At 66.7% G+C, this 15,439-nt stretch carries 15 protein-coding genes; 8 read left to right on the top strand and 7 right to left on the bottom strand.

The window, feature by feature from the left end; all coding sequences use genetic code 11:
• Nucleotides 1–18: 18 nt before the first annotated feature.
• On the bottom strand, nt 19–270 hold the full coding sequence (locus AC5W54_RS09645) for a GFA family protein (RefSeq protein ID WP_495961866.1): 252 nt from the start codon (nt 268–270) through the stop codon (nt 19–21).
• A 274-nt stretch (nt 271–544) separates the two neighbouring features.
• Here AC5W54_RS09645 and AC5W54_RS09640 point away from each other — a divergent pair, with 274 nt between their 5' ends.
• Nucleotides 545–946 carry a GFA family protein gene (locus AC5W54_RS09640; protein WP_495961865.1) on the top strand — a complete coding sequence of 134 codons (402 nt, stop codon included), beginning with the start codon at nt 545–547 and terminating at the stop codon, nt 944–946.
• Nucleotides 947–1,199: 253 nt separating this feature from the next.
• The gene (locus AC5W54_RS09635; RefSeq protein WP_495961864.1) at nt 1,200–2,729 is read left to right on the top strand and encodes a sensor domain-containing diguanylate cyclase; all 1,530 of its coding nucleotides are present in this window, start codon (nt 1,200–1,202) and stop codon (nt 2,727–2,729) included.
• Nucleotides 2,730–2,817: 88 nt separating this feature from the next.
• Here the strand turns inward: AC5W54_RS09635 and AC5W54_RS09630 are convergent, their stop codons facing one another.
• The 4 genes from AC5W54_RS09630 to AC5W54_RS09615 all read right to left on the bottom strand — a co-directional run bounded on the left by AC5W54_RS09630 (nt 2,818) and on the right by AC5W54_RS09615 (nt 6,882).
• Nucleotides 2,818–3,351, bottom strand: coding sequence for a GNAT family N-acetyltransferase (locus tag AC5W54_RS09630; RefSeq protein WP_495961863.1), 534 nt, complete (start codon nt 3,349–3,351; stop codon nt 2,818–2,820).
• A 37-nt stretch (nt 3,352–3,388) separates the two neighbouring features.
• Nucleotides 3,389–4,576, bottom strand: a complete 1,188-nt coding sequence (locus AC5W54_RS09625; protein WP_495961862.1) for an ATP-binding protein — start codon at nt 4,574–4,576, stop codon at nt 3,389–3,391.
• Nucleotides 4,577–4,747: 171 nt separating this feature from the next.
• Nucleotides 4,748–6,310, bottom strand: coding sequence for a glutamate synthase-related protein (locus AC5W54_RS09620; protein ID WP_495961861.1), 1,563 nt, complete (start codon nt 6,308–6,310; stop codon nt 4,748–4,750).
• Nucleotides 6,311–6,408: 98 nt separating this feature from the next.
• Complete coding sequence (locus AC5W54_RS09615; RefSeq protein ID WP_495961860.1) at nt 6,409–6,882, bottom strand: AAC(3)-I family aminoglycoside N-acetyltransferase; 474 nt, start codon at nt 6,880–6,882, stop codon at nt 6,409–6,411.
• 110 nt (nt 6,883–6,992) lie between these two features.
• Between AC5W54_RS09615 and AC5W54_RS09610 the strand changes: the two genes are divergently transcribed.
• Complete coding sequence (locus tag AC5W54_RS09610; RefSeq protein WP_495961859.1) at nt 6,993–7,913, top strand: bifunctional helix-turn-helix transcriptional regulator/GNAT family N-acetyltransferase; 921 nt, start codon at nt 6,993–6,995, stop codon at nt 7,911–7,913.
• A gap of 325 nt (nt 7,914–8,238) precedes the next feature.
• On the opposite strand, the gene AC5W54_RS09605 is transcribed toward AC5W54_RS09610, so the two are convergent.
• The gene (locus AC5W54_RS09605) at nt 8,239–8,907 is read right to left on the bottom strand and encodes a DUF1028 domain-containing protein (protein WP_495961858.1); all 669 of its coding nucleotides are present in this window, start codon (nt 8,905–8,907) and stop codon (nt 8,239–8,241) included.
• Between the two features lie 112 nt (nt 8,908–9,019).
• Between AC5W54_RS09605 and AC5W54_RS09600 the strand changes: the two genes are divergently transcribed.
• From AC5W54_RS09600 to AC5W54_RS09580, 5 genes are all read left to right on the top strand, one after another.
• Nucleotides 9,020–9,883: a FadR/GntR family transcriptional regulator gene (locus AC5W54_RS09600; protein WP_495961857.1), complete on the top strand. Its 864-nt coding sequence runs from the start codon at nt 9,020–9,022 to the stop codon at nt 9,881–9,883.
• 367 nt (nt 9,884–10,250) lie between these two features.
• On the top strand, nt 10,251–11,534 hold the full coding sequence (locus tag AC5W54_RS09595; protein ID WP_495961856.1) for an allantoate amidohydrolase: 1,284 nt from the start codon (nt 10,251–10,253) through the stop codon (nt 11,532–11,534).
• A 45-nt stretch (nt 11,535–11,579) separates the two neighbouring features.
• A complete protein-coding gene (locus AC5W54_RS09590) occupies nt 11,580–12,998 on the top strand; it encodes a YfcC family protein (protein WP_495961855.1) in 1,419 nt (472 codons plus the stop codon).
• A gap of 259 nt (nt 12,999–13,257) precedes the next feature.
• Entirely contained in the window at nt 13,258–14,205 is a 948-nt protein-coding gene (locus AC5W54_RS09585) for a threonine ammonia-lyase (protein ID WP_495961854.1), read from the top strand.
• A gap of 145 nt (nt 14,206–14,350) precedes the next feature.
• Nucleotides 14,351–14,758, top strand: coding sequence for a RidA family protein (locus AC5W54_RS09580; RefSeq protein ID WP_495961853.1), 408 nt, complete (start codon nt 14,351–14,353; stop codon nt 14,756–14,758).
• Between the two features lie 26 nt (nt 14,759–14,784).
• Here the strand turns inward: AC5W54_RS09580 and AC5W54_RS09575 are convergent, their stop codons facing one another.
• The gene (locus tag AC5W54_RS09575) at nt 14,785–15,387 is read right to left on the bottom strand and encodes a LysE family translocator (protein ID WP_495961852.1); all 603 of its coding nucleotides are present in this window, start codon (nt 15,385–15,387) and stop codon (nt 14,785–14,787) included.
• Nucleotides 15,388–15,439 lie beyond the last annotated feature (52 nt).

The following is a 15,439-nucleotide window of genomic DNA, read 5'->3' as shown; positions in this document are numbered from 1 at the left end:
CGCCTGGCGCTGGTGATCCTAATCGCGGCGTTCGTCGTCCTCCTCCAGCCCCAGCCGTTGGTGCCACTCGGCGATGCTCTCCTCGGGGTAGCCGGCGAAGCACTTGTCGTTGTCGCGGGCCTCCACCCAGTTGGCCTGGTTAATGGCGTAGCCGCCACCCCCGGCGGTCTTGCGGCAGATCGAGCAGTAGCAGCGCTGGTAGGGATAGGGATGCGGCGACTCGACGCGAAAGCGCACCGCGCCGCAGTGGCAGGAACCTTCGAGCAGCATGGCCTCCCCTCCCGGGCAAGGTGACTGCTTCCAGTCTAGGCTATGTCCGTAAACTGACTACGTTCGCCCATAGGGCGTTAAAAATCGGCTCGTGCGCGAGTCCGATCAAAGTACTCATTTACACCCCGTAAACTCGCACGCGAGCCCGGTCCGTCTTTTCGCCGATTTTTGCCTTGTCTGGCCATCGCTCGCCGACTTTTCGGACAAGGCCTTGGCTCTTCAGGAGCCCATCTGCCCATCTGCCCAGCTGACACCGCGAAACAGGAGAGACGGGATGTTGAAGACCTATCGGGGAAGCTGTCACTGCGGGGCGGTCCGCTTCGAGGCGGAGCTCGATCTCGCGCAGAGCTCCTACCGCTGCAACTGCTCCATCTGTCGCCGGAATCGCTTCTGGCCGGCCGTGGCCCGGGAGGGGCAGTTCCGGCTGCTGTCGGGCGCCGAGCTGCTGACGGAGTACCGCTTCAATACGGGCAAGAACCAGCACTTCTTCTGCAAGGTGTGCGGCGTGCGGCCCTTCGGGGTCGGCAACGAGACGCCCATGGGCAAGATGTACGGCGTGAACCTCGGCTGCCTGGAGGGCGTGACGGAGGAGGAGCTGTCGAGGATCCCCATCACCTACGTCGACGGCCTGCACGACCGCTGGGAGCAGGCGCCCGAGTTCGTCGCCCACCTGTAGCGCCCGGGAGAGCCCCTGGCCGGTATCACCGATTTCGGCCAGCGTCTCGACCGGGGGATGAGGATGCGCCTTTCGATGCGGCTGCCGATATCGGCCTCTGCCCTCGCCGCCTGTCGGCCGCAGGTCCAGAGCCTCCCACTCGCCCCTGAGGATGCTAGGCTGGTTAGCAAGTCCGAATAGAACGGTGTCATAGCCACTCCCCGTCCGTGTCGCGCAAGCCTGCGACCGGCAGGCCAAGCAACCACGAACCCGCATGCGGAACATCCAGTCACGTCATCCCCGGGCAGTGCAGTTCCTCAAACGCCCCCACCGCCTCGCCCTGGCGACATTCCCTCCTCGCGCCTTCGCCTTTGTCCACACCTTCGGGCTCACGGTCTGGATCGCCCTGGTGGAGGGCAGTGGCTGGGCGCTGATTCTGCCTGGCCTGCTCCTGCTGCTGTGGCCGGGGGTGGCCTATGCCCACGCCGCCCTGGCGCATGACTCGAAGCGCGCCGAGTTCCGGAACCTCTGTTTCGACAGCCTGCTGTACGGGGTCTGGTGCGGCGTGCTGGACTACTACGTCTGGGCCACCCTGACCATCGCCCTGGCCTGCTTGATGAACAACATGGTCGTCGGCGGCCCGCGCCGAATGGTGGTCTCGGCCGCGCTGTTCATCGGCGGCACCCTGGGTTGGGGAGCCTTGACCGGGTTCGAGTTTCGTCCCTACGTCAGCACCGGGCTGGATATCTATCAGGGCGTTGGCGCAGTGGCCTACTTCCTGGCGCTGGCCTACGTGATGTACGGTCAGAACCGCAAGATCGGACGCACCATTGCCGAAACCAAGTACAAGAACCGGGTCATTCACGCCCTGCTCGACCTCGGCGCCGTTGCCAATCGCGCCGCGAATATCAACACCCTGCTCGATGACTCCCTGAAGCACCTGCATGCCGACTTTCCCGAGTACGGGTTCGCCCTGTTCCTCCAGGAGCGCCAGCGCCCCGAGGTAACGCGCTACGCGGCCGTCGCCGGTCTGCGTCTTGGTCCCGAGGAGGAGCGCCGCCTGGGCAGCCTGCTGGCCGGGCTCCATGAACCCTATGCCAGCACCATCAAGCTCAGTGAGCGGACCGGGGGTGAGCGGCTGTATGCGACCTCCATGGCGGGGCGCTTGAGCCGCTACGAAGGCTGGCTGATCGTGCGGGCCCCCAAACTGGACGCCAACCTGGAAGGGATGCTGACCCTGTTCGTCGACCAGTTGGCGGCGACCACCGAAAACAAGCTACTGCAACTGGAACTGAAGAAGACGGCCGAGCGCGACGGGCTGACCGGGCTCTACAACCGCGGATTCTTCGAAGCGGCGCTGCAGTCGAGCATCCACGGCAAGATCCTACCGCCGGGGCTGGATTTCGCCGTGCTGATGATGGATGTCGACGGGCTCAAGGAAGTGAACGATCGCTATGGGCACCTCGCGGGCGACCAGTTGATCACCACGGTCGCCGAGCGGTTGAGCATGCAGTGTCGGGAAGAGGACATTCTCGCCCGCTACGGTGGCGATGAATTCGTCATCCTGTTTCCTTCCGGGGACCTGTCGGCGCCGAACCGCATCGCCGACTTGATCCGGACACGACTGGCCGGCCAGCGCTGCGTCATCGCCTCCGCCCACGGAGAGAATGTGGTGGTTGAGCTCCGCCTGAGCATGGGAAGCGCCAGTTCCACCGAAACGTCCGCTCGGGAGGCCCTTTCCCTCGCGGACCACCGCATGTATGACGACAAGATCCGGCGCCGCAAGAATTGGGCCCTCGGCTGAGCGGGACAGCGCCATTTCGTTCAATACCGTGCCCAGTCGTCATCGCAGGACGCCATCCAGACTGGAGGCGGTGCACTACCCTGCGTCTTCATGACGGATTATCCGCGAGGAAGGCCTCGTGGAAGCGTACGGAGCCCTGCGGGACACGATCGCCGAAGGGCAACGCGAAGAAGTACTCCGGCGGCACGCCCTCGTAGACGAGCTCCGGGACATTGCGAAAGCCGAACTTCACGTAGTACTCCGGGTGGCCGACGAGGCAGCAACCCTGGGCGCCCCTGGCCCGCAGCCTGGCCAACCCCGCTTCGATCAGCGCCTTGCCGATGCCCTGCCGCTGGCATTCGGGTAGTACGGAAACGGGTCCCAGGCCATACCAATCCGGGCTGCCGTCCGAGACGGTGACCGGAGACAAGGCGATATGCCCCACCAAGCGGCCATCACGCTCTGCCACCAGCGACACCGCCAAGGCGCCGGCGGCGCGCAGTTCGGCGACGATGAACTGCTCGGTGTGCTGACTGATCGCCATTGCCGCGAAGGCCGCGACGGTCACGTCGTGTATCGCCTCGATATCGTCGGCGGCTTCATCGCGGATGCGCAGTCTCGGTGTCGTCTTGCCGAAGCGCATTCTTGACATCCTCACCTTTATCCGCGTCTCAGGACGCTTACTCGACCTGGGGTGGCCAAGTTCCTTCGGCGATCCGATCCTGGTACCAGCGATGCATGCCGGCATCCTCAACGGCGTACTCTCCACGTGCTGACTTCCAGACCAGCGATGGCTGGCGATTTCGCATGCCATCCAAGGCAGTCTGCACCTTCTGTGCCGTGACATTTTCATCGACTCCCATGTCAGCGAGCACACGCCGGTAGAATGTCAGGGCCTCGCTATCATAGGGGCGAAAGCGACTCTGGCGCTCCAGTAGCCGCCACAACACCGCTTGCTGTAGCGGAGGCAACCCCAGAAACAGGCTTTCCATATCTGCACGATCGGCGGCTTGCTGCGCGAGCGCCTCATCCAGTACCGCCTGTTCGAAACGCCCCTGCAGGTCTGCCAGGGGGCTCAGTGCCGTGCCGAGCGCTGCCATGAAATACTGCGGTCGATGACCGAACGCCTCAAAGGCTTCGACCAGGGTCTGCACGTCCACTGGCTTGTGTTGCGGCAGTTGGGCCTCGATCAAGGTCACCAGGTGCTCGACGAATCCTCTGTCGAGCAGCGGCATCGAGGTGATCTGGGAGCCAAAGAAGGGTGCAGAATGCGAATTGACCAGGCGGAGCAGCTTGTCGCGGTCTGAGCCTGACATGATGAGCATCAGCCGGATGTCATCCGGTGTATTGAGCTGATCCCGCGCCGACTTGAGCGAGATCATCAAGGCCTCGCCCTCCTGACTGGTCAGCGCCTGCTGAGCCTCATCGATGATCAACGCCAGGGGGGCTTCGGCGGCCTCGTTGAGCAGTCTCAAGGCATCCGGATGGGACAGACTCCCCTGCCCCGTGCCCTGGGCCTTCCCCACGCTGATGGAAAAAAGGCCTCCGACACCGATGGATACATTGCCCAGCCTACCAGCCAGTTGCTGCAGTTGGGGGCGATAAGCCTGCATGACTTCACTGACGGCCATGCCGATCAGGTCGGCCGGATCCCGTCTCTGGTCGGCCCACAGATCCACGTACACGACCACAACCCCCTGGGCTTCCAGGGCAGGCTTCAAGTCGCTCTTCAGAAAAGTGGTCTTGCCCGTGCGTCGCGGGGCGGCCAGGAACATACCATTATGGTCATCACCGAACAGAGTCTGGCCCCGCAGCGCTTGGATCATCTGTTCCGCCAGCTCAGGGCGCGGGTAGTAGCGAAGATTCATTCTAGGATCCGTTATGCCATCAGCCATATTTTATGATTTTAGTCATAAAGGAGCATAAACTCCATTATCGCGCGACTCCCTCCTCTTGGGTCCACACCGCCTCGATGGAACTCTCATTGCCACGCCCCCCAGTATCCAGCCGACGAGCGCGGCGGCACCAGCGATCAGGGCTCAAGGCGCCGGATCCATCACCCCGACATAGTGCACGCCGCTCAGCAGGGCCATCTCGCGGTGCCAGGTGGCCAGGTCGTCGCGGTTGAACCTGGCCAGGCTGTCGTGGCCGCAGGCCCGCGCCATCATCTGCATCAGCGCCACCGAGGCGCGCAGGAAGGTGTCCAGCTGCCGGGCCGACTTGTCGATGTCCAGCCGCTGGCGCAGGTCCGCGCGCTGGGTGGCGATCCCCGCCGGGCAGTTGTTGGTGTTACAGATGCGCGCGGCCACACAGCCGATGGACTGCATGGCGCTGTTGGCCAACGCGATGCCGTCGGCGCCCAGCGCCAGCGCCTTGACGAAGTCGATGGGCACGCGCAGGCCGCCGGTGACGATCAGGGTGACGCGCCCGCTCGCCCCCTGCTTGTCCAGGTAGCGCCGGGCGCGGGCCAGCGCCGGGATGGTCGGCACGCTGATGTGGTCGCGGAACATCAACGGTGCCGCGCCGGTGCCGCCGCCGCGACCGTCGAGGATCAGGTAGTCGGCGCCGGCATCCAGGGCGAACTGGATGTCGCGCTCGATATGGTTGGCGCTGAGCTTGAAGCCGACCGGAATGCCGCCGCTGATCTCGCGGACCCGGTCGGCGAAGCGCCGGAAGTCGTCGACGGAGTGCAGGTCGGTGAAGGTGGCCGGCGATTCGGCGGGCTCGCCCTCGGGCAGCCCGCGCACCTGGGCGATCTTGCCCACGACCTTGTTGCCCGGCAGGTAACCGCCGGTGCCGGTCTTGGTGCCCTGGCCACCCTTGAAGTGGAAGGCCTGCACCTTCTCGAGCAACTGCTCCTCGAAGCCGAACTTGGCGCTGGCCAGTTCAAGGAAGTAGCGGGAGTTCGCCTGCTGCTCCTCGGGCAGCATGCCGCCCTCGCCCGAGCAGATGCCGGTGCCGGCTCGCTCGGCGCCGCGGGCCAGCGCTATCTTGGCCTCCTCGGAGAGCGCGCCGAAGCTCATGTCGGAGACCAGCAGCGGCATCTCCAGGGTCAAGGGCTTCCTGGCCTCGGGGCCGACCACCAGGCGGGTGGCCACCTCGGCGTCATCCAGCAACGGCTGGGTGGCGAGCTGCGCCACCATCAGTTGCAGGTCGTCCCACTCGGGCAGGGTGTGGCGCGGCACGCCCATGGCGGCGATGGGCCCGTGGTGGCCGACGCCCTCCAGGCCTTCCCGAGCCAGCTGGTGGATGAACTCCACCCTGGGCTCTTCCTCGGTGTTCTTCGCCTTGGGGGCCTTCTCCGGCCCCTCCCCGCCTTCGTCGCTCTGGGGCTCCGGCGCCTCCTTGCCCACCAGCGCCTTGCCAAACCGCTTATGGGTGCCATCGCAGAAGGGGGCATCGCCGGTCTGCTTGCACCGGCAGAGGAAGGCCTCGCCGCTCTGTTCCGCCACGAAGCGCTTCGGCGTGAAGCCGGTGCCCTTGTGGGAGCCGTCGCAGAAGGGCTGGTCCTGGGAGCGACCGCAGACGCACCAGAAGTACTCCTCGCCCTGCTTCAGTTCCACCTTCCTGGGCTTGTTGTCGGCAATGACCGGCTGGCTCATGGCTGGCTCCTGAGTCGGGGGGAATGACGTCATCCTCGTTAGTCTGGAAGAGGGCCCGCGACCTGGCCAGTCGCCGCCAGGCCCGGGCGTCTCTTCGTTCAACGCTCGGCGGCCACCGGGATATCGAAGTGCAACACCTCCTCGCGGATACCGAGCCTCGAATAGAGGGCGATGGCGGGGTCGTCACCATGATCGGCCTGGACGAAGACCACATAGGCGCCGCGCTCGGCGGCGAGCTCCCTGAGCGCCAGGATCAGGGCGGTGGCGATCCCCTGACGGCGGTGGGCCTCGGCCACCGCCAGGTCGTAGATATAGAGCTCGCTGCGCGCCTGCTCGAACTTGGGCAGCTCGTACGCGGCGAGCCCGCCCACCACCTCCTCGCCCTTCAGCGCCGCCAGGGCGATGAAGGTGTCGCTGCCCAGCAGCCGGCGCAGATAGCCGTCATCGGGCCGCGCCGCGCCGTAGGTGTCCACCTCGTCGAAGGCCTCGCCGAAGACGGTGAGCAGGGCGTGCATCCTGGGCACATCATCGGCGCTGAGCCGCTGGAGTCGCAGGGTCTCTCGGGTCGTCATGCGCGCTTCCTCTGGCGGGTTGGCTGTGGTGTGCCCACCGGTCGTGTTGACATAGTTGATTTTGGCAGCTAGATATTTGCTTAAAGCAAATATATAGAGGGATCACACCCATGAGCACGCCTCGCCTGGAAGAGTGCGCCGGAATCGTGCGCAGCTTCAATCGCTTCTATACGCGCCAGATCGGGGTCCTCCACGAGCACCTGCTGGACAGCGAGTTCTCGCTGACCGAGGTGCGCATCCTTTATGAGCTCGCCCACCGGCCGCTGCTCACCAGCGCCGACCTGTGCCGGGAGCTCGGTCTCGACGCGGGCTATGTGAGCCGGGTGATCAAGGGATTCGAGAAGCAGGGGCTGGTCGCCAAGCGGCGCTCGCCCTCCGATAGGCGGGCCACTCAACTGCAGCTGACGGACCAGGGACTGGCCACCTTCGCCCCCCTGAACGAGGCCTCGCAGCGCGAGGTGGTCACCCTGCTGGAGCGGCTCTCCCCTGCCGAACGGGATCAGCTGATCGACGCCATGGGCCAGATCCGGGCGCTGCTCGGTGACACCGAGCCCGGCTACCTGCTGCGCGATCCGCGCCCCGGTGACATGGGCTGGATCGTCCATCGCCAGGCCGTCCTCTATGCCCGGGAATATGGCTGGAACAGCGAGTACGAGGCGCTGATCGCCGAGATCGCCGCCAAGTACCTGCGCGAGTTCGACCCGCGCCATGAGCGCTGCTGGATCGCCGAGCAGGACGGTAGCGTGGTCGGCTCCGTGTTCGTCGTCCGGCAGGACGAGGCGACGGCCAAGCTGCGCCTGCTCTATGTCGAACCCAGCGCCCGCGGCCATGGGATCGGCAGCCGCCTGGTGGAGGAGTGCCTGCGCTTCGCCCGCCAGGTCGGCTACGCGAGGATGGTCCTGTGGACCAACAGCGTCCTCACCAGCGCCCGCCGCCTCTACGAGCGAGCCGGCTTCCAGCTGGTCGAGGAAGCTCCCCATCACAGCTTCGGCCAGGACCTGATCGGCCAGGTCTGGCGCCGCGAGCTGTGACCCCTTGGCCCAGGGCGTCGCCCCGATGGACGTGATCCGCGAGCAGATCGCCGCCGGGCTCAGCATCCCGCCGGAGCGGCGCTGGACCGGGTCTGGTTGGCGGTGGGCACCACGGCAACGAAGCCATCTACATGGGTCATGTCGCTACTCCACGTCTCGGGGCGGCAGTTCCCGCACCGGGCGCACCTCGATGGTGCCGAAGCGGGCGGGGAAATCGACAGCTGACGCGTTTAACGAAAGCATGGTGCCGACCCTCTCGCCACCGTGGTAAATGACCCCGGCGGCGACGCCACGCTTCCCGGTGTCCGGGGAGCCTCGAGGGAGTTCAGTGGCGATGCGGTGCCTCGCCGGTGGGCAGACGTGACAGGAAGGTCTGGAAGTCCCCGTCGTCGTGGACGCGCCGGTACAGCCCGCCCAGCGCCGCCACGGCATCGTCGGCCTGGTCGATGCGCAGGTCGAGGGGCAGGCCGCCGGGGGCGCGCACCTTGAGCGCCGCCGAATAGACCCCGCGGTGGTCGCCTCCCGCGCGCTGCCCCGCCACCAGGGCCGCCAGCAGCGCCTCGGCCAGCGTCTGGCCCGCCGCTGTCGCCTGATGGTAGGCCGCCACCATGGCGGGCACCACCTCACGACTCCCCAGCATGTTGCCCGCGACCACCAGGCCGGGGACCAGGTGCAGGTCGCAGACGGGAACATTGCGCGTCCCGGTCCAGCCCGCCACCCGGCCGTGGCGGTCCATCAGGGCCAGCTGCCGCCAGGCCTCGCCCCGATCGGCGTGGCGCAGCTCGGCCACCACCGAGCCCACCGCCTCACCGGCGGCCAGTCGTGCCAGCCCATGTTCGGCGGCCAGCACGTTGGTGCTGTATCCTTGGGTGATGGCGGCGCCGACACCGGGCTGCAGGTGCGGCACGAAGCCGCCCAGCGCGGGGCCCCCCGTCGCACAGGCCACTCCCAGGGTTCGGCGGTCGGCATCCAGGGCGATGAGGCTGAAGGTCATGGGAGCACTCCGGGGGCGAGGGTCGACAAGGGCGGCAAGGTATTGCCGTGGCGCGGCACGCCATTTTATCATGATAAATATACCGCCCGTCAGCCCCGCCTGAAGGAGAGTGATGAGTCAGTCACCCCGCCACACCGCTCGCCGCACACGCCCCGAGGTGATCGGCGACGCCATCAAGGAGTACATCGCGCGCCATGGGCTCGGCCCGGGCGATCGCCTGCCCCAGGAATCCCACCTGGTCGAGGCGCTGGATGCCTCGAAGGGCACCATCCGCGAGGCACTGCGTGGCCTGGCGGCCCAGGGGCTGATCCAGACCCGTACCGGCCCCGGCGGCGGCGCCTTCATCTGCGAGGTGAGCGACGACCGAGCCATGGAGCTGCTGGGCAACTACTTCTTCTTCCGTCCGCCGACCATCCATGACATCTACGAGGTGCGCAAGCAGCTCCAGCCGGCCATGGTGGCGAGTCTCGCGGGCATGCTGGACGAGGCCGCCTTTCGGCGCCTGGAGGCGGTCATGGCCTACTACACGCACCCTCCCGCCTCCCTCGAGGAGGAACGCACTCAGCGCATCAAGGAGTTGGAGTTCCACCTGGTGCTCGTGGATTACTGCCCCAACCCCCTGCTGGCGCTGATGTGCCGTTTCATGATCCGGCTGCTGATGAGCCTGACGACCTGCCAGCGGATCTACGAACAGCCCTATCCGGAGCTGCGCCAGCGCGGCTACCACTTCCAACGCCGGCTGGTCGATGCCCTGCGCGACAATGCCATGGACGAGGCGCGTCGGATCATGGCCGAGCACATGCAGGCCGCCCAGGCGCTGATGGAGGCGCGGGAGGCGACGCTCGACAAGGCCTTCTTCCGGGCCGATGACACCGACGAGACGCCGAGTCGCGAATACCTGGCGCTGCGCGACCTCTCCACCGGCGAGGGATCCCTCCTTCGTCTTGCCGATCCCGTCGCCAAGCCCACCGGCTAACCCTGGCTAAGCCCGGCCAGACGCCTCGCCCTTACGCTTGAACTGACCGCTTGAACTGACCCCACTGGTTGGACGGGGCATTCCCCTCCTTGCTGCCGCGTCTCCGCGCCCTTCCGGCCGCGGGGCGGGCGCGCCTGCCCGGCCCTTCTCGCGTTCCGTCGCGTTCCCACTTGGACATTAGTCGAACGGCCGAGCGCCCCTGTTACGACTCTATTTATCATAACAAATTGTTTTCACCCGTTTTTCACTGCTATATCAGCCATTTCCGCATTCCAAGCGGCATCGTGGTGTGTGTTGACGGGCGTGGAAGGCTCCGTTAGCCTCCATTTATCATGATAAATACACAACGCCTCGGCAAGGGGATTTCATGAGTTGTACTTTCGAGCAGGCCGCCGACCAGGCCTGGCAGTGGCTGGAGACGGTGGCCCGCTGCAGTGAAACGCCCGACCCGCGGCGCGACGGCGTCACCCGCCGGTGCGCCACCCCGGAGCACCGCGCCACGCTGGACGCCCTGACCGCCTGGATGCGGGAGCTGGGCATGTCGGTACGCGAGGACAACGGCGCCAACCTGATCGGCCGCCATGCCAGCGCGAATCCGCAGGCCCGCACGCTGCTGCTCGGCTCCCACCAGGACACCGTGCCGAACGGTGGCAGATACGACGGCATCCTGGGCGTGATCCTGCCCCTGGCGCTGGTCAAGTACCTCCGGGACAACGCCATCACACTCCCCTTCCATATCGATGTGGTGGCATTCAGCGACGAGGAGGGCACGCGCTTCAGCTCGACCCTGCTGGGTTCCAAGGTGCTCGCCGGCACCTTCGACCCCGAGATGCTGAAGGCCACCGACGACGCCGGCGTGACCCTGAAACAGGCCCTCGAGGCGTTCGGCTGCCGGCCGGAGCGCATCGCCGCGGACCGCTATGCCGCCGAGGGGGTCATCGCCTTCCTCGAGGTCCATATCGAGCAGGGCCCCCAGCTCGAGCTCGCCGACCTGCCGATCGGCGTGGTGAGCGCCATCACCGGTATCGAACGCCACCAGTTGACCATTCACGGCCTGGCTGGACACGCCGGCACGGTGCCCATGGAGGTGCGTCAGGACGCCCTGGTCGGCGCCGCCGGCGTGATCCAGCTGGTGGATGCCCTCTGCCGGGAGACCGAAGAGCTGGTCGGCGTGGTGGGCAAGATCGAGAACGCCCCCAACGGCGTCAACGTCATTCCCCAGACCACGACGCTCTCCATCGAGCTGCGCTCGCCCCGCGACGAGATCCGCCGCCGGGCCCGGGAGACGCTGCTCGAGCGGATCGATGCCTCGCTGACCGCCGCGCGGCTGACCTTCGACCAGGCGCTGACCTACGAACAGTCGGCCGTGCCGTGTTCCGAGTGGCTCTCCCGCGAGCTGCAGGGGGCCGTTCAGGACAGCGGCATCCCCCCACGGGTGCTGTTCAGTGGCGCCGGCCACGATGGCCTGGCCATGCGCTCGCTGTGCGATATCGGCATGCTCTTCCTGCGCTGCGAGGGGGGCGTCAGCCACCATCCCGGCGAAGCGATCGAGCCCCGGGACCTGACCACCGCCGTCGAGGTCCTGACCCATGTCTGCCAGCGCCTGGCCCAGCGCCACGCCACGCCACGGCATGACGGCATTTCCCAGTAGTCCCATCACCCACAACAACATTCGATAACGTCTCGAGGGTTGACCATGAGCCACTATCAGCAACACACCCAGACGGCAGCACCGACGTCAGCGTCGGACCCGAAGTGGTACCGGCGAGTGCCGGACCCGATGGTCCTGATCTTCCTGATCCTGGTGGCGGCCTACCTGATGACCTTCATCGTGCCGGCCGGCGAGTTCCAACGCGAGATGGTCGATGGCCGCACCAGGGTGATTCCCGACTCCTTCCAGTACCTGGCAGACGTGGCCAATCTCCATGTCTTCCGGATCTTCGTGGCCATCCCCGAGGGGCTGATCGCCGCCTCCCAGTTTCTGTTCATCGTCTTCATCGCCGGCGGGCTGTTCCACATCCTGCAGCGTACCGGCGCCCTGGAGAACGTCATCGGGGTCGCCGTGCACAAGGTCGGGGCCGAGAACGACATCCGCAGCCGCAACCTGGTCATCACCGCAGGCACCTTCATCTACGGCTTCTTCGGCGTGGCCGTGGGCTTCGAGAACAACATCGCGCTGGTGCCCATCGGCGTGCTGATCGCCACCGCCATCGGCTGCTCGCGGCTGGTCGGGGTGGTCATGGCCGTGGGCGGCATCGGAATCGGCTTCGCCCTCTCCCCCATCAACCCCTATACCGTGGGCGTGGCGCAGGGCATCGGCGAGCTGTCCACCTTCTCTGGCTGGTGGCTGAGGACCCTGATGGTCGTGGCCTGCCTCGCCACCCTGAGCGTGTTCATCTGCCGCTACGTGACCCGCGTCGACTATCGGGACGACCAGCCCGCCGAACTCACCAAGCGGCTCGCGGACTACACCCTGACGCGCCGCGACCTGATCACCTTGGGCCTCTTCGTGGGTGGCCTGGTGGCCATGCTGATCGGGGTGTTCACCCGCGGCTGGTACATCAACGAGATCGCCGCCATGTTCCTGCTGATGGCGATCGTGATCGGCATCGCCAACGGCCTCGGGGCCAACGAGCTGGTCAGGCAGATGATGGAGGGGGCGTCCACCGTCACCGCCGGCGCCCTGGTGATCGGGGTCGCCGCCTCCATCCAGGTGATCCTCAAGGACGCCCAGATCATCGACACCATCGTGCACTCCCTGAGCAGCCTGGTGGGTGACATGCCGATCGCCCTGGCGGCCGTGGCCTCCAGTGTCATCCAGGGGGTCATCAACCTGTTCGTCCCCAGCGGTTCGGGGCAGGCGCTGGTGACCATGCCGATCCTGATCCCGCTCGCCGACCTGATCGGCATGAGCCGCCAGCTGATGATCACCGCCTTCCAGGTGGGCGACGGCCTGACCAACCTCATCGTGCCCACCTCGGGCGGCACCCTGGCCATGCTGGCCCTCGGCAAGGTCTCCTATGCCCAGTGGCTGCGGGTGATCCTGCCACTGATGGCGCTGGTCTACGCCATGTGCTGGGTCGCCCTGATCGCCGGGCACTATCTCGGCTACTGAGCCAGCCTGACGGGGCGAGCGTCCGGAGGAGCGCTCGCCCCGTCGTTCCCGCCATGGGCGCGCCCCACCCCCGCGTTAACCGTCGCCGTGGCCCTCGCCACAGTCGCTCCGGCTTCCGCGACATCCGCGTCCACCAGCTCGAGCACGATACCCGGAATGACGACTTCGCCCGCCGGCCATGAGCATTACACTGGCGGGAGAGAACGGGCCGTCCGGCGTGCGCCGGACGGCCCTTCGGCATGGCAGCGGAGGCGACGACATGATCGATCTGGCACGGCTTCAACAGGCGCAGGCACGCCTCGCCGACACCCTCTCCCCCACGCCCCTGGTGACCGACCACCGCCTCTCCGATCGACTGGGGCGGCGAGTCTGGCTCAAGGGCGAGCTCTTCCAGCGCACCGGCTCCTTCAAGGCCCGCGGCGCCCTGAACTGGCTGCGCACCGCCGAACGCGGGGAGCTCGACGGCGGGCTGGGCGCCGTCTCGGCCGGCAACCACGCCCTGGGCCTGGCCTGGGCGGCCCGCCAGGTCGGGGTGCCGGTGACCATCGTGATGCCCGAGAACGCCAGCCCCTTCAAGGTGGCAGGCAGCCGCGAATTCGGCGCCGAGGTGATCCTGCACGGCGACATCAACGACGCCTGGGCGCTGATGCATCGGTTGGTCGAGGAGCGCGGCCTCACCCTGGTGCACCCCTACGACGACGAGCGCATCGTGGCCGGCCAGGGCACCGTGGGCCTGGAGCTCCTCGAGCAGGCCCCGGAGGCCACCGCCATCCTCTGCCCCGTCGGCGGCGGCGGGCTGATCGCTGGCATCGGTGTGGCCACTTCGCACCTGCGGCCAGCGCTTTCGCTGATCGGTGTGGAGCCGAGCGGGGCGGCGAGCATGGCCCACGCCTGGGCCCGGGGCGGGCCCGCGAAACTCGAACGAGTCGATACCTGCGCCAAGAGCCTGGCCGCCGCCATCGTCGGCGAGCACACCTATCCGCTCAGCCGGCAGAACGTCCAGGCGCTCGCCACCGTGGACGAGGCCGCCATCCACCGCGCCATGCGTCACCTGCTCTACCAGGCCAAGCTCGCCGCCGAGCCGGGGGCCGCCGTGGGCGTCGCCGCCCTGCTGGAAGAGGCCGTGACGCTGCCGCCGGAGGGCGATGTCGTGGTGGTGATCACCGGCGGCAACCTGGGCAGCGAGGAGCTCGAGGCGTTCCTGTAGCACCGCTACGCTTTGTCTCCCGAATTCCAGCAGTGAGTGCAGCACCTGCGGTATCCAGGGCTCCTGAGCACGCCTCCGGGAACACCTCGGCAAGACACCTCGAACGGCTATAGTGACGGTAACCCCCGACAGACGGAGGGACCTCATGCCGGTCCATCGCAACGACCCGACCCTGCCCGCGCCGCTCTTCCCGGGCTGCCACCTGGTGATCGATGACGACTATGTCTTCCTCTCCGGCCTGACCGCGGAGGATATCCAGGGCGGCGAGACGGTGCTCGGCGACATCCGCGAGGAGACGCGGATGGTGATGCGGCGCATCCAGCGCATGCTCGAATCGGCGGGCTGTAGCCTGAACGATGCGGTGCGGGTCGACGTGCATATCACCGACCTCGACGAAATCCGCATGATGGACGCCGTCTATGCCGAGTTCTTCGAGGATCACTACTATCCCGCCCGCACCTGCACCCAGTCGCCGCGCCTTTACGGCGGCGCCCATGTCGAGATCACCCTGATGGCCAGGCGCCCAGGTACCACCGAGAGAGCATCCTCCTGAGGGCGCCGCCCCCAGGGCGTTGTCAGTTAGCCGAGGATGAAATACACGCAGGCGGCGGTGAGCCCCCCCATCAGGCCGTTGAAGATGCGCCAGGCGCGCGGCGTGTCGAGCCAGCGGCCGATGGCAGTACCGAATCCCGCCCAGAGGGCGATGCACGGCAGCCCCACCAGTTCGGCGAAACCGGCCAGCAGCAGGGCGTTTGCCACGGTGTCCCCACCGTCGGGCAGAAAGCCCGCCATCAGTGCCAGCCCCATCACCCACGCCTTGGGGTTGGCGAACTGGAAGGCCGCCGCCTGCCAGAAGCTCAGCGGCCGCCCCTCGCCCCGCTGCCGCAGGTCGGGCGGCGGGGCCGTGGCGATGCACCAGGCCAGGTAGAGCAGATAGGCGCTGCCGATCAGGCGCAGCATCGTCTGCACCAGCGGATAGCGTTCGAACACCAGCCCCAGCCCCAGGGCAATGCCGGCGAAGAGCAGGAAACAGCCACCCAGGATGCCGAAGATGTGCGGCAGGGTCCGCAGGAAACCGTAGTTGGCCCCGGAGGCGGTCAACATCACGTTGTTGGGGCCAGGCGTGATGGTCATCGAGATCATGTAGAGGGCCGCGGGCCCGAGGAATGCCAAGGCTTCCATGTCATTGCACCCATACAATTATGGAATGTTTGGTGGTTTTTAGCGCGTTCAT

The organism is Halomonas sp. LMYGS-3, assembly GCF_059509875.1.
The sequence above is the reverse complement of the archived record's forward strand: the minus strand, read 5'-3'. Positions and strand labels throughout refer to the sequence as shown.

Bases quoted from the DNA above. Each gene is read 5' to 3' on its own strand.
- AC5W54_RS09610 (WP_495961859.1), top strand. From the start codon at position 6,993: ATGAGCACGCCTCGCCTGGAAGAGTGCGCCGGAATCGTGCGCAGCTTC.
- AC5W54_RS09625 (WP_495961862.1), bottom strand. From the start codon at position 4,576: ATGAATCTTCGCTACTACCCGCGCCCTGAGCTGGCGGAACAGATGATC.
- AC5W54_RS09630 (WP_495961863.1), bottom strand. From the start codon at position 3,351: ATGCGCTTCGGCAAGACGACACCGAGACTGCGCATCCGCGATGAAGCC.
- AC5W54_RS09645 (WP_495961866.1), bottom strand. From the start codon at position 270: ATGCTGCTCGAAGGTTCCTGCCACTGCGGCGCGGTGCGCTTTCGCGTC.
- AC5W54_RS09615 (WP_495961860.1), bottom strand. From the start codon at position 6,882: ATGACGACCCGAGAGACCCTGCGACTCCAGCGGCTCAGCGCCGATGAT.
- AC5W54_RS09585 (WP_495961854.1), top strand. From the start codon at position 13,258: ATGATCGATCTGGCACGGCTTCAACAGGCGCAGGCACGCCTCGCCGAC.
- AC5W54_RS09580 (WP_495961853.1), top strand. From the start codon at position 14,351: ATGCCGGTCCATCGCAACGACCCGACCCTGCCCGCGCCGCTCTTCCCG.
- AC5W54_RS09575 (WP_495961852.1), bottom strand. From the start codon at position 15,387: ATGGAAGCCTTGGCATTCCTCGGGCCCGCGGCCCTCTACATGATCTCG.
- AC5W54_RS09635 (WP_495961864.1), top strand. From the start codon at position 1,200: ATGCGGAACATCCAGTCACGTCATCCCCGGGCAGTGCAGTTCCTCAAA.
- AC5W54_RS09590 (WP_495961855.1), top strand. From the start codon at position 11,580: ATGAGCCACTATCAGCAACACACCCAGACGGCAGCACCGACGTCAGCG.
- AC5W54_RS09640 (WP_495961865.1), top strand. From the start codon at position 545: ATGTTGAAGACCTATCGGGGAAGCTGTCACTGCGGGGCGGTCCGCTTC.
- AC5W54_RS09620 (WP_495961861.1), bottom strand. From the start codon at position 6,310: ATGAGCCAGCCGGTCATTGCCGACAACAAGCCCAGGAAGGTGGAACTG.
- AC5W54_RS09605 (WP_495961858.1), bottom strand. From the start codon at position 8,907: ATGACCTTCAGCCTCATCGCCCTGGATGCCGACCGCCGAACCCTGGGA.
- AC5W54_RS09600 (WP_495961857.1), top strand. From the start codon at position 9,020: ATGAGTCAGTCACCCCGCCACACCGCTCGCCGCACACGCCCCGAGGTG.
- AC5W54_RS09595 (WP_495961856.1), top strand. From the start codon at position 10,251: ATGAGTTGTACTTTCGAGCAGGCCGCCGACCAGGCCTGGCAGTGGCTG.